This is a genomic window from Microcoleus sp. B3-D2 (assembly GCF_036705345.1).
Classification (GTDB): Bacteria; Cyanobacteriota; Cyanobacteriia; order Cyanobacteriales; family Microcoleaceae; genus Microcoleus.
This window is the reverse complement of the sequence record NZ_JAUBUG010000112.1, coordinates 1-13,464: the sequence shown is the minus strand read 5'-3', so window position 1 is coordinate 13,464 and position 13,464 is coordinate 1. Positions and strand designations below refer to the sequence as shown.

11 protein-coding genes and 1 pseudogene are annotated in these 13,464 nt (G+C 42.0%); 3 read left to right on the top strand and 9 right to left on the bottom strand.

Features of this window, described 5'->3' with window-relative positions:
• Positions 1-337: pseudogene (locus QUB14_RS26910) on the top strand (hypothetical protein); the annotation flags it as partial.
• A 243-nt stretch (positions 338-580) separates the two neighbouring features.
• Here QUB14_RS26910 and QUB14_RS26905 read toward each other — a convergent pair.
• The 9 genes from QUB14_RS26905 to QUB14_RS26865 form a co-directional block, all read right to left on the bottom strand.
• The gene (locus QUB14_RS26905; RefSeq protein ID WP_333221062.1) at positions 581-1,426 is read right to left on the bottom strand and encodes a WecB/TagA/CpsF family glycosyltransferase; all 846 of its coding nucleotides are present in this window, start codon (positions 1,424-1,426) and stop codon (positions 581-583) included.
• Positions 1,427-1,501: 75 nt separating this feature from the next.
• Positions 1,502-2,584 (bottom strand): NAD-dependent epimerase/dehydratase family protein, encoded by a 1,083-nt coding sequence (locus tag QUB14_RS26900; protein WP_333221060.1) that lies wholly within the window; start codon positions 2,582-2,584, stop codon positions 1,502-1,504.
• Between the two features lie 59 nt (positions 2,585-2,643).
• Positions 2,644-3,897, bottom strand: a complete 1,254-nt coding sequence (locus tag QUB14_RS26895; protein ID WP_333221057.1) for a glycosyltransferase family 4 protein — start codon at positions 3,895-3,897, stop codon at positions 2,644-2,646.
• Complete coding sequence (locus QUB14_RS26890) at positions 3,897-5,057, bottom strand: glycosyltransferase family 4 protein (protein WP_333221055.1); 1,161 nt, start codon at positions 5,055-5,057, stop codon at positions 3,897-3,899. The genes QUB14_RS26895 and QUB14_RS26890 overlap by 1 nt, the downstream gene beginning before the upstream one ends.
• 1 nt (position 5,058) lies before the next feature.
• Positions 5,059-5,967, bottom strand: coding sequence for a glycosyltransferase family 2 protein (locus QUB14_RS26885; protein WP_333221053.1), 909 nt, complete (start codon positions 5,965-5,967; stop codon positions 5,059-5,061).
• Positions 5,968-6,029: 62 nt separating this feature from the next.
• Positions 6,030-7,283 (bottom strand): glycosyltransferase family 4 protein, encoded by a 1,254-nt coding sequence (locus tag QUB14_RS26880; protein ID WP_333221051.1) that lies wholly within the window; start codon positions 7,281-7,283, stop codon positions 6,030-6,032.
• A gap of 227 nt (positions 7,284-7,510) precedes the next feature.
• Positions 7,511-8,248 (bottom strand): glycosyltransferase family 2 protein, encoded by a 738-nt coding sequence (locus tag QUB14_RS26875; protein ID WP_333221049.1) that lies wholly within the window; start codon positions 8,246-8,248, stop codon positions 7,511-7,513.
• Between the two features lie 19 nt (positions 8,249-8,267).
• Positions 8,268-9,485: a hypothetical protein gene (locus tag QUB14_RS26870; RefSeq protein WP_333221047.1), complete on the bottom strand. Its 1,218-nt coding sequence runs from the start codon at positions 9,483-9,485 to the stop codon at positions 8,268-8,270.
• Positions 9,482-10,819 (bottom strand): flippase, encoded by a 1,338-nt coding sequence (locus QUB14_RS26865; RefSeq protein WP_333221045.1) that lies wholly within the window; start codon positions 10,817-10,819, stop codon positions 9,482-9,484. Before QUB14_RS26865 ends, QUB14_RS26870 begins: the two co-directional genes overlap by 4 nt.
• A 449-nt stretch (positions 10,820-11,268) precedes the next feature.
• Between QUB14_RS26865 and QUB14_RS26860 the strand changes: the two genes are divergently transcribed.
• Together QUB14_RS26860 and QUB14_RS26855 are read left to right on the top strand one after the other, a co-directional pair.
• Positions 11,269-12,192, top strand: a complete 924-nt coding sequence (locus tag QUB14_RS26860; RefSeq protein WP_333221042.1) for a glycosyltransferase family 2 protein — start codon at positions 11,269-11,271, stop codon at positions 12,190-12,192.
• 58 nt (positions 12,193-12,250) lie between these two features.
• A complete protein-coding gene (locus tag QUB14_RS26855; protein ID WP_333221040.1) occupies positions 12,251-13,213 on the top strand; it encodes a polysaccharide pyruvyl transferase family protein in 963 nt (320 codons plus the stop codon).
• Positions 13,214-13,464: the final 251 nt, after the last annotated feature.

The following is a 13,464-nucleotide window of genomic DNA, read 5'->3' as shown; positions in this document are numbered from 1 at the left end:
GTCGCTTTTATCAACAAGGTATGCGGGCTGCAACGCTGATGCGGTCTATCTCCTAGGCCTCTTTGTCACCCCCCCAGCTCACCAACAGCAAAAATCAGTGGTTAAAGCGGCGAAGAGCGATCGAACTTTAGCCAAGGCGAGAACCAAGCGAACTGCCGATAATTTACCAGTACATAGCTTCCAAACTTTATTAGCAGATTTGGGTACGATCGCCCACAATGAAATTATGGCAACTATGGAGGGTGCAAGTTGGGTTTTCGATAAGATTACTCAACCAACAATCGTGCAACAAAAAGCTTTGGATTTACTCGGCGTTTCTCTGATTTGTACCCAGTAAAACCGGAGCCAAAAATCTTTCAAAGGTAAGCTGTACATACTCAGGAGCCTTTGTCAATGGGGGAACTTCAGTTTAAAAAATTGGTTTACTAAGTGTTGCTACTGTACCTCTTAACATCGGGAACCGCTGTAAGTTTTTTTGAAGATGCGATCGCAGTTGCACCTCAAAACGATTAGTTACGATGTGTTTGCTTTTTTACTTTTTACTTGTGAGCACCCATAATTCACAAGAAACTTTTAAATTTCAACCATATAATACTTCTTCTACAGGCGGCGTGGCGTCTGTGGGATCGAACTGTTTGATTTTCAAAGCTTGCAGCAAAAACAGCCAGATATAAAGCGGATTCAAAAAAACATACCGCTGCCAGAGGCGCTTGGGTTCCTTAATCATCCGAAACAGCCATTCCAAACCTATCTTAGATAAAAATTCAGGAGATTTAGCCAAATTACCCGCATGAAAATCGTAAGCAGCACCTACAGCAATCAAGGGCATTGATAAGTCGTCCCGGTATTCGTAAGCCCAGACTTCTTGCCGGGGACACCCCAAACCGACAAAAGTAATTGCTGCACCGCTGTTGCGAATTTGCTGTGCAATTTCTTGTTTCTCTTGGGGCGAAACGTGCCTAAATTTAGAAGGCTGAGTTCCAGCAATAATTAACTTGGGAAAACGCTGGCAGAGATTGCGAGATAAAGCTTCCAGTACAGAAGCTTGAGAGCCGTACAAATAGATAGGTAATCCTTCTTCTGCCGCACGTTCGCAGATTTGTAACATAGCATTCGGCCCGCAAACTCGATCGGGCAATTCCGTATGGTATAGCCAATTTAACGCCCACCTGACCGGCTGTCCGTCTGGCAATACTAAGTCAATGTGATTGATCCGATAGCGATGAGTGCTGTCGAGAACGCCAGTCATTACCCCGTGAACCGCTAGAGCCGAAACTGACATTGGTTTTCCGGCGCTGGCTGCAGCAATAATTTTGCTCACCGCCGCTTCATAATTAACGGCATTTACTAATATGCCGAGTACATTCTTTTTCCCTTTATCAATCATGGAACACCTCTTTAAGCCAACGCTCGCAGTTACACTCATAAATCTCCCCTAAGATTTGTTTAACGTGGTATTCAATCGTTTACCAAAATTCCCAGCACATTTTTTTTGTACCCCTCAATTATCTGAGTCTTCTTTCAGCCAACGCTCGCGGTTACATTCATAAATCTCCTGTAATATTTGTTTAACGTTATATTTCATTTTCCAGTTAGGATAGTGACTGGAAAATTTTGAATTGTCGCTAATCCACCAAATGTGATCGCCCATGCGATTCCCTTCAGCATAACTCCAATTAAACTTGCGTTCCGCAATTGCCTCGCACATCTGGATAGCTTCTAACATCGAACAATTGCTGTACCTGCCTCCTCCTGTATTATAAACTTGGGCGCTTTTGGGAGCTTTATAAAATTCATAAAATGCCGAAATTAAATCCGCGCTGTGAATGTTATCGCGGACTTGCTTGCCTTTGTAGCCAAACACGGTGTAAGGAGTTCCCGTCACGGCACACTTCATCAAGTAGGCGAGGAAGCCGTGCAATTGAGCTCCAGAGTGATTGGGACCCGTCAAACAGCCGCCGCGAAAACAAGCGGTGTTCATATTAAAATATCGACCGTATTCTTGAACTAAAACGTCAGCAGCTACCTTAGAAGCACCAAACAAACTGTGCAGGCACTGGTCGATTGACATATCTTCCCGAATGCCACCTTCGTAAGTATGCCCGGGTTCAATTTCCCACCTGTGTTCTAATTCAATTAAAGGCAAACTGTTAGGCGTATCGCCGTATACTTTATTGGTAGAAGTGAAAATGAAAACCGCTTTAGGACAGTACAAGCGAGTTACTTCTAGAAGATTTAGAGTGCCGTTGGCATTGACGGTAAAGTCTATTTTCGGAGCACGGGAAGCCCAATCATGGCTGGGCTGGGCTGCTGTGTGAATTACTAATTCGATCGACTCGCCGTACCGCTGAAAGATATTGGTAATCGCTTCATAGTCGCGAATGTCCACATCTAAGTGATAATACTTGGTACCCAAAGACTTTTCGAGCAGTTGGCGGTTCCAGTTTGTAGAACCATCAGCACCAAAAAAGAACTGGCGCATATTATTGTCGATGCCAACTATATCTAAGCCTTGTTTGGCAAAGAACTTACACGCCTCAGAGCCAATTAAACCTGCCGAGCCAGTAATGATTGCAACGCCCACGTTTCACCGCCTGAAAAAATATAGTTTTCTTTGTTTTGCCTGATCGAACCCATCAGAAGTTATCCTGATTTTCGATAGACTATATCTTCGCACAATTGAGCAAAGAAATCTTCGCACAATTGAGCAAAGAATTCGCCTTTAACATCCCAATCATATACTTCCCGGACGTGATTGCGACCTGCTTCACCCAAGCGCGATCGCAACTCTGCATCGCCGGCTAAATTAGTGATCGCCTCAGCTAGACCCTGCACTGCCTGTTCTGGATTGTAACCAGGTACTTTTACCCCCGTTTGCGCCGTCACTTGAGTAGCAGGCCCTCCCAGATCCAAGCAGATGATGGGACGCCCCGCAGCCATCCCCTCCAAGCAAGTCCAGCCACCTGAATCGTGCAAGCTAGGGTGAATAAGTACATGAGACTCCCCTAGCTTACTCAAAGTTTCCTCGCGTGGCAGCCTCCCCCACAACTTAACTTGAGAAGCAATGCCCAAGTCTTGCGCTAAAGACTGAAGGCGAGCCCGTTCCGGGCCATCCCCCAGCAGCCAATATTCGGCATTCGGCAAGTTAGCTTGGGCAAAAGCCCGTACCGCCAGGTGATAGCCTTTCCAGTGCAGCAACCGCCCCATACTGATGAACCTGATCGGCGAATCCCCTGGCATTTTGCACTCTCCCAGCCGCGCCATCTCTGCCTTTGACAGACCGGCTTCAGAAAGCACCTGCACCTTTTTAGCCCCCATCGCCCGCACCCGCTTAGCGGTGTCCTCCGTCGTCGCCAAAGCTAAGACGCTTCTCCGAGCCGTCATCCTGGCAAAGGGATCTCTCTCACCCAGGCGCTGCCCCCAGTCTCGCGCTGTTTCGTAAAGTTTTGCCTTAAAGCTAAAATCTTCCCAAAAAGGTTTAGGGGCTGCTTCGCCACCGCCCACAGGCCCCCAAATAAAAGGAATAGGCAGCAGCGAGATGAAACTGGGCGACCAAAATTTAACGTAGGTGACGTGGCGGGCGATGTCGAAATTAATTTGGCGGTGGAGCTGGCGCGCCTCTAAATAAGCCAAAATTTGCCACAGGTAATAGTGCAATTGCAGCCCTCCCTGTCTACCTTTAAAGTTTTCGCTCCAGCCGAAAGGCTCAATATAGACAAAGTGCAGGTTAGGGTTCGGGTTCGCGGCGAGGAAAGCTTCAATAGCGGTACGGTAAAAGGTGCGAGTTAGTACCCAAACTTCTTGATGTTTGGCGGCTTCTACCACCGCATTCCAGCCCACTCCTTCCTCAGATCCTTGTCCGGGTTCGCAGGCAAAGGCAGATAAAAGAATTTTCATCAACTTTTCTCCAATACTAGCGACGTCACATCTGCTATTAATTTGGCCGCCTTTTCCGGTGTATGTTCAGCGATCAGTTGCTGGGATTTTTGGCCCATCATCACTAACTTTTCGGGGCAATCAATCAAGTCCCGCATCGCGTTTGCCATACCTTCCGACTCATAGGGATCAAAAATATAACCATTTTCACCTTCAACGATCATTTCGCAAGCCCCAGCCCATTTTGAACACAAAATCGGCTTACCAAATGCCATCGCTTCTAGCACCACCATTCCCCAAGTATCTTCTAACGTAGGAAAAACAAACACATCAGCTTCTAGAAAATAAGATCCCAAGTATCCGTATTCTATCCACCCTGTCCAAACAATTTGTTTTTCTAAACCCCATTCTTTTGTAAGTGCTTCTAGTTCCGGTCGCTGTTCTCCGTCTCCAACGATAATGACTGTGTAATTCGAGTATCCCTGGCTTTGCAAAATTGTGCAAGCTTCTAAGAGATTCTTAATCCCTTTGCGAGAAATTACTTGACCGACGCACAGAAAAATTGGGTGGGGAAATGAGAAGGATACAGACTTATTATTTTCTAACTTTTGTACCAAAGCTTTAGCATCAGGAACCATGTAAGGTCTAGCAAAGATATTACTTTCTGCCGCCCCAATCACTTCTACCAAATATTCTTTACCTCGGCGACTATTAGAAACAAAAGTATCAGCAAATTTCCCCATCCAGCGTCGAATAGTCGAGCGCACCTTAGAATCTCGAAAGTCTACATTCGGGGAACTACTTTCATAAACTAAAACCAGTCGCCATTTCCCTAGAGGCTTAAATATTATAGCTACCAATGTCCAGATCGAAAATCCACTAGCAAAAATGACCTGGGGCTTGAATTTCAAAAGAGGAAAAATAATCCCCGGAGTAGCCTTAATATAACCACGACTGTACCCAGTTTCTATTTTTTGGGTGGTGATGAATTCAGTATCTCCCACAACTTCGACTACTTCTGTACCAGGAGCTTCCGGATCGTAGCGAGGCCAGAGGCGACCTGTATAAAAAATCGTGTTTGGAATTAGTTTTTTGAGTTCATGTAAAACCGGCGGCCAATAGGCTCCAAATTCTGCCGAAGGAACGAGCCAAGCGATGCGAAAGTCATTTTTTTCAACCATCCTATTCACCTTGAGTTTTGTTTGTAGTCAATCCCAGTTTACTCAACACTGAAAACCAAACTAACCTTCGATAAGGTAGCAGCCAATAAATTGGCCACAACCAGCCCCCATGTCGCTGAGTAAATACTTTCCACTCTTGAGCCGGTTGCAGGGTAGTATCTTTGAAGGATAAACCTTTCGGTTTGCTCATTTTATCCAATCCTTCACTTAAATTATCAGCAGCCGTTTTGGTCACCTGGGGGTTGAGAGAACAAGTGCCTAAATAGCCAGGAGCAATCCAAACTGTACATCCTTTCTGTCTGGCTCGTAAACCATAATCCCAATCGCCAATATAATGGGCAAAAGCTGGATCGAGGTTGCCGACGATTTGCACAACGCTGCGGGGAATTAATACGCAGTTGCCGTGCATAGTATCGCACCTCTGAGGCTCTTTTGTTGGTTCGAGGATACGATATCGGAAGGGGTGCAAAGGGTTATTTCGCACCACACCACCGTATGTTGTTTGACCCGTTTCGGGGTCGCAGGTTGAACCGCCAATGATGGCTTTTGTTTCTCCTTTTTCTGATAATTTTTGAGTGGTTTCTAGCAAGACACTTACGGTTTGTGGATAAATAAGAGTGTCATCATTTAACCAGAGGTAGTAGTCGGGATCATTTTTCATTGCTTCGCTGAAAGCCCCACGCATTCCCCCGTTCCAAAATAAGTTCCCATCGCCGGAAAAAATATTGACTTGAGGATAGATTTGACGAACTGCCTCGCTAGTGCCATCGGTACTGGCATCATCGACTAAATAGGCTAAAATATCAACACCGGCTGGAAGTGCCTGTTTAAAAAGGGCCTCTAGGCAAGCCAATGTTTTTTGTTTGCGATTGAAGCAAGTTAAAAGGGTGGCGATTTTAGTACAGTTCATTATTCTCAATTGGGTGGTTTTTAACCATAGCTAGGTAAAATTTACTACGTAAAATCAGATTTTTACTTTGGAGTTGACATAACCTCGTTAAAAATAGACAAATAGCGATTTGCTTGGATGTCTAAGGTAAATTCTTGTTCCACTTTCTGGCGGGCGCGAATACAAAGTTTTTGATGCCGATTGGGATTTTCTAAAACCCAAGCAATTCCTTGTGCTAAGTCTTCTGTTTCATTAGGTTTAGCTAAATAGCCATTTGAGCAATGTTCGATCATATCGGGCAGTCCCCCAATATTAAATGCGGCGCTGGGGATGCCGCAAGCAAGGGCTTCCATGACTGTATTTGGCAAGTTATCTATCACGGAAGGGGCGACAAAAATATCTGCTGCTGCATAAACAGTGGCTAGGGAAATATCATCTGCGAGTCTACCCAAATAGTGAGTTTTAAAACCCAGTTCAATGGGATATTCTGGTTCGGAAGAGCCAAAAACCAGCAACTCTATCCTATCTTTCCAGCCTGATTTACTGAGGCTTTGTAAAGCGGGTACGAGCAAGTTAAATCCTTTCCAGCGATCACCCGTTCCACCTGCACTTCCAAACAGTACAATTTGTTTATCTTGAGGTAAATTTAGAATTTCTCGCGCCCATTGACGATTTATGGGTTTATACTTTTGAGTATTGATGCCATTAGGAATTACTTCAACTCTACAATCTTTGAATAAAGAACTAGAATTAGCGCATTTAGCTAACCAAATACTAGGGCTAACCAGAGTTAGGTTAAGATTTTTCCAAGCTTTAGCTTTCCGCTGCCACACCCAGCGTGACAGATCCGACTCTTTCTTACTGTGAAGTTGCGGACAGCTACCACAAGACTGAGTATAGCGCTCGCAATCTTCACTGTAGTGACATCCACCTGTAAAAGGCCACATATCGTGCAGCGTCCAGACTAAAGGTTGATTAAACCTCGGAATACTCTCTATTTGTAAATAACCGCCACAAACCCAGTGTAAATTAATAATATCAGGGTTGTTTTGGGAAATGTGGATATCTAGAGAATCTGGCAACCATTCTGTAGAAAAAATAACAGGCTTTCTCTCAGGGTAAAGTCGCAATGGCGAATTATATAAAGTTGAAATAATCTTGTCCAACTTATTGGTAATACTATTCTGTGAGGAAATTACACATGGATCGCGACTACCCTTATTTTTTACGAGCATTTGCGAAGAAACACCAATCCCTTGCAAACCTTGTTGCAGTCGATAAGCGGCGCGGGCTGCCCCCCCTTCCGTATCAGAACTATTAACAATTACAACTTTCATTTTCCCTGCCTCTCCTCTAGATTTAGAGCTGATTTTATCGAAATTGTTTCAAAAGTTTATCTACTTTTTTTTGTACCTTTCTTAACAACGGCGAATAGTAATCAAATAAAGTTTTTTGTGTAAAATTATCTGCTTGCATATCCCTAATTACAAAAGGCGGGTGTTTCATGGGAAAAGTTATCGCTTCTATAGGCATATTACTATAAGGGCTCTTGACATCCTCCGTATTAGTTCCCTACACCATGTCCGATATTAGAAGCTAACTTAACATTCGCAAGAATATTCATAGCATTGTGAATAAAGTTAGCAAATGTCCACTGACAAGCCCAACTCTGTAATTTGTTTTCATAACAAAGCTGAAAAATATTTTTCCCAATTTTTACAGCATTGGAGTCTCCCAGTACATCCATCAAAAAATTACCATCCCGAATTTCCGGCCATAACTTCATATCTAAATCATAATGCTGCCAAGCTCGCCTCCAACTCGCCCAGCTCCAGCAGTGATTATAGCGAGAAAAGTAGTAACTATAATCAGTTCTTTTTCGCCCAAACTGAACATTTTGACCAGAGATTGACAGAATCCGCGGATCATCTCGGTAACGCTCCAGCAATTCTTGAGTAAAGCGGAAAAAAGTAGGATGAGGGAGACAGTCATCCTCAAGAATAATTGCCTCTTCAACTTGATCAAACACCCAATTCCTACCGCTAGAAACCCGCAGGCGACAACCGAGATTTACGTCTGCGTAATTCTTCAAAACTTCGCAGTCCCCATCTACTTGGTCAATAATAGCTCTAGCGGCAGCACATTCTTGATCTTCTCCCGGCAAATCTGGACATCTGCCGTCAGTAATTACTAGCAATTTGGGAGGTTTGGCCTGACGAATTGCCTCAAATACTCTAGCCGTTGTATCTCGACGTTTGAAAATGATAAAAGCGACGGGTGTTTGGATTTGGTAATTGAACATTTTTTCAACTCTACTTTTCCTAGTAGTCTTCTACATCTGAATTAACAAGATCTGCTGTCATCTGCAATTTAAAATTAAACCACTTCTGAAGCATTACAGCAGCTATGAAGGCCAGTGTATCATTGCTAGTCTGATAGGGCAAAAATCTATAGCGAAAACTAGCCATTCTCGGGTCACCTTCTTGGTATAAAATATCTTGGGCAAAATTCCCCCAACGCTCATCTATCAAATCAATTGTCATACCAGCATGAGCCGAAGGTAGCAACATATTAGAGCCGTGAAGACCAATTACTAAGCGACTTTCTGAATAAACACGGCATATTTCATTTTCAACTTTTTCATTAAAACTATCCACTCTGTAATCTTCAATCCATTCGGGAAACTTAGTTTTTGTTCCCAAACCAGCTACGGCAAATTTTGCTTCTGGTACTTGCAACCTGATTTTCTGAAATAACTGGTTAATTTTTAAATTTTGCAATTGCAATGCCCTTTCTCGTTGATTTAGCTTTTTCAGAAGTCGGAACAGCCCACTGTTAAGTAATAAACGATCTTCCCGCCAAATAAAAGTAATTCTTGTTTCTGGTTCATCAAATTTGTGTTTTGGAACTCTAGTAAACCGCGTGATGTCAAACTGACTAGGATGAGAATGGGCTTCGCTGACATAAATTTCATCAAAGCGTTTAGTTTCTTCCTCAACAAACTCGGCGAAGCTAGGATAGTAAGTTTGACCATTTTTTAAAGAAATAGGTACTGTCCAGACTTCTGCAACTTCATCAGGAACCATCCACCTTAGAAACTTAGGAACTATCACAACTAACCCGCACTCAGAGTTGCATTCTAAGTGCCTTTGTGCATTTAGCAACTTGAGCAGAGAGTGACCATAAAGATGATCTATACAGTTTAAGATAATTGCCCGATTGCAGGGTTTAAAAAATTCTTTGACTATCTCAAGTTTATCTGGTTGAGGATTTTGGAGTGAATTGAGTAATGGTTTGCCTAACCATTCTTTTCTGTAAGCAACCGCCGCAAAAACTTCTTGTTTGATTAAATTAACTTGAAGGTAGTTTTTCACTCCATGACCTACTCTCAAATCGTCGATGATTTCGCTGCCACATCCCGCGCACTTACAGTCCAAAACAATATGCATCCCTTGCCACAAAATATTTTTGGCATTGAGATCTCTCCCGCAATAGGGGCACTTCGAGCGCTGTTCGATTTTAGGTTTAATTTGAATCACTTTACTAATCCTCTGATTCTACAAGCGGCCTTGTATAAGTTAAGGGATCGCCAGATGAAATTTCCGAAGGGGCGCAATTCCTTAATCAAGAAATTGACTAATATAATCACGTAAAAATAAGTTATAAGAGTAGCTGCTGTTGCTCCAAAAGCTCCATACTGAGGAATCAGCCAAAAGTTCAACGCTACATTAAAAATAGAGCCGACTACAGTCAAGTAAAGACCATAGCGCAACTGACCTTCTATGTTCAAATATGTACTCCGTGCTACTCCAAAGTTACTGCCAAATTGCGCCCAAACATAGAGAGCCAGTACCGCTGCTGACTTCGCATATTTCTCGCCGTAAAGCACATGCACTATCCAGGGAGAAAGTAATGATATCGGTATCGCGACTGCCAACCATGAAAATATCATAATATCCGAGTAAATTTGAAATTTATTTAGATATTCTTCATAATTTGTCTTTCTCAAATTCGCTAATTTGGGAAAAATAGAGCTGGATATGATCATCGGCAAGAAATCGCAGATTTCCGAAATTTTAACAGCGGCAGCATAATAGCCCAGTTGAGCATTTTGATTCATCGCACCAAGCATTATCTGATCGGTTTTTGAGTACACATAAACTGCCAATGCCGACAAAATTATCGGCCAACTCTCCGATAGCAGTTCCTTACACCTTTCCCAACTGAAGTGCCAATCCTTAATTTTATTCCCCGTAAGCTTATAAAAATATACATAAGCTATTCCTACCAATGCCACCTCTCCCAATCGAGCCCAGGCGAAGGCAAGCAGGGGGGCTTGAATTGTCACTAACCCAATTCTGACAGCAGCCACTAAAAAACATACCGAATTTTTAGCCAACACTGTATATTTTGACTGGATTTGGGACTGGAACCAAAAATTGATAGCCTCAAAAGCATTAAAGATAGTTCCTGCTGCGATGATACCTACCAGCCACCGAGTCAGAGTGTCGTTGGGCTTGAGTAGCGCAATCACGGTGACAGTTAACACCAAAGTGATGCAGCCACCTGTAAATTGAAGTCCGAAGGCAGTTCCCAGGGTTTCATTTTTGCATTCTGGGTCGCGAGCGATATTCCTCACTACCAGAGTACCCAACCCCATCGTTGCCACCGAACTAAACAGCGACACAAAGGCGATCGCGTAGTTGAGCAATCCAAACTGTGTCGGACCAAGATAGCGAGCCACCCAAAGGCCTACAAACAGGCCTAGACCCATCTGCAAGATTTGGTCAGTGAACAGCCAAGCTATGTTGCTGAGTACCTGGCGCAGACCTGGACCAAGCTTTTGACCTATACCAGCCAACTTGTTTAACATCGGCAATTTTAAATTATTACCAAATAAAAATACACTTTTTGAACTTTTTGCAATCTCGCCATAGTAGTAATGATTTATAGTCTATCATAAGACTAGCACTTATGCAGGAGTTACACCAATCACCCTAACTACAACTTTTACCACTATGTATTCTAAAATTTCAAATACCATAGGATTCGTTTAACCTAAATGAGTAATAATACTCATTTAGGTTAGTTTAGCTCATTTGCTAGAACAACTGATGAGATTTGTAGGTGGGGTTTAACCCAACTCCTATCCCTACAAATGCAAAGGTGAAAGCATAATCCCTAGGTTACTGGGTATTATCCACTATCCTAAAGCAGGATTAAAAGGCAGAACTGAACTACTGAGAACAAAACTTGGTAAAGGTTGAGCAAGCGGTCTAGGCGTAGCGAAAGCAAAAAGGATGATAAGTTGGAGTTTAATATATGAAAACACCTGTGGCTTTTTTTGGATTTAATCGCCCTCATACAACAGAGAGGGTATTTGCAGCGATTCGGGAAGTTAAACCGCCTAAACTTCTACTCGTGGTTGATGGACCACGCTCTGATAAGCCAGAGGAAGCTGAAAAATGTGCTGAGGTTAGGGCCATAATTGAAAAAGTGGACTGGGATTGTCAAGTTTATACAAATTATGCTGAGGCTAATATGGGCTGTAAGCACAGGGTAGCTAGTGGGTTAGATTGGGTATTTAATACAGTAGAAGAAGCAATTATTGTGGAAGATGATTGCTTGCCAAATCCATCTTTTTTTCAATTTTGTGAAGAAATGCTGGATTTATATAGAAATGAACCCAGGGTAATGATGATTAGTGGGACTAATTATTTGGAGGAATGGAAATCCGAGCGGCAAAGTTATCATTTTTCTTATTATGGAGGTATTTGGGGCTGGGCTTCTTGGCAGAGGGCATGGCAATTTTATGATATTAATATGCAGGCTTGGATCAATCCTGACGTGAAAGCAAAAATTAAAGCTATACTGGCTGATGAGGCCCAGTATAAAATTAGAGCGCGGGATTTGGAAAATACTTTTCAGGGTAAGGTAGATACGTGGGATTTTCAATGGAGTTTTGCTCGCTTGGCTCAAGGAGGCTTGTCGATCGTGCCTTGTGTCAATTTGGTGGCTAATTTAGGTTTTGGGTTAGCGGCTACTCATACTGGAACTATCAATAAGGAAATAGCAGAAATGAAACAATTAGATTTAAGGTTTCCTCTTGAAATTAATGATAATCTGATGGTCGATCGAGAGTACGATCGATTAATGTTTAACAAACTATTTATCAGCCATGAGAGTTCGATTAATAAGGTAATCAAACACTTAAAAAAAATCCCCGGTAAACTATGGTTAAAATGATTGTTGCAATGATACGAAATGTCACTTTCAACTTACTCAAATTAATGAAAAATAGGCTATGAAAACTATCTCAGTCTTGGATACCTCAATCTGTAGCTCTAATTTAGGAGACCAGATCATTATGGATGCAGTCAATAGCATTTTATATGAGATGTTTCCCGATCGACTATTTATTAAATTTCCTACCCATGATGTCATATCGAGCCATTCTTACCGCTTTATGAGGAAAAGCAGTTTAATTTTTGTCGGTGGGACTAATTTATTATCCTCTAACATGAACTCCTATAATCAATGGAAGGTCAGTTTAATGGACTCTCTATTTATTACAGATATTACGCTCATGGGTGTGGGATGGTGGCAATACCAAAATCAGCCTAATTTATATACCAAAATTTTGTATAAACGGCTATTAAGTAAAAAATATCTGCACTCAGTGAGAGACAGTTACACAGAAAAACAGCTAAAGTTGATTGGGATTAATAATGTAATTAATACTGCTTGTCCTACTATGTGGAAATTAACAGAGGAACATTGTGTTCAAATTCCTCAAGGTAAAGCAGAGTCAGTATTAGTTACTTTTACTGAGTATAATCAAAATCCTAGTTTTGATAATCAGTTAGTGGAATTACTGAAACAGGAATATAAGTTAATTTATTACTGGACGCAACAGCCCAAAGATTATCAGTATATGAAAGATCTATGTGGCGATCGAGCGATTTATCTTAATCCTAGCTTATCAGCTTTAGATAGGGCTTTGTCTCAGTATCCGGTTGATTATGTAGGGACACGATTACACGCTGGGATTAGAGCTTTACAATATAAAAGGAGAACTTTAATTCTGTCAGTTGATAATCGCGCTACAGAAATTTCTAAAGATACTAATTTGCCAGTCGTACAAAGAGATGATTTAAACAGTGTGGCTAATTGGATTAATGCTAAAGAAGAAACTTTATTAAAAATCCCTTTAACAGCCATTAATGAGTGGAAAAAGCAATTTTTAGCTACTGTCAATAATTATTAGCTAACCTATTACGCATTTAAACTGTATATTCTAGCCAGCGAGGACGCTTACAATGCAAGGATTTCACGATTAAGTAAGTCGGTGGGAAAATTTATAACTATGTAACAAAAAATTAATGGGCGCGCTCGGAGCTAAATTTAAGGCGTTTTGTAGGGTAGTTTCCTTTTTTTCCTCTAGCTTCTACCCCATTAATTACGGCATAAGCTAGCTCTAATTCATCCTCAAACATTTGTCCTGCTAGCTCGTCTTTT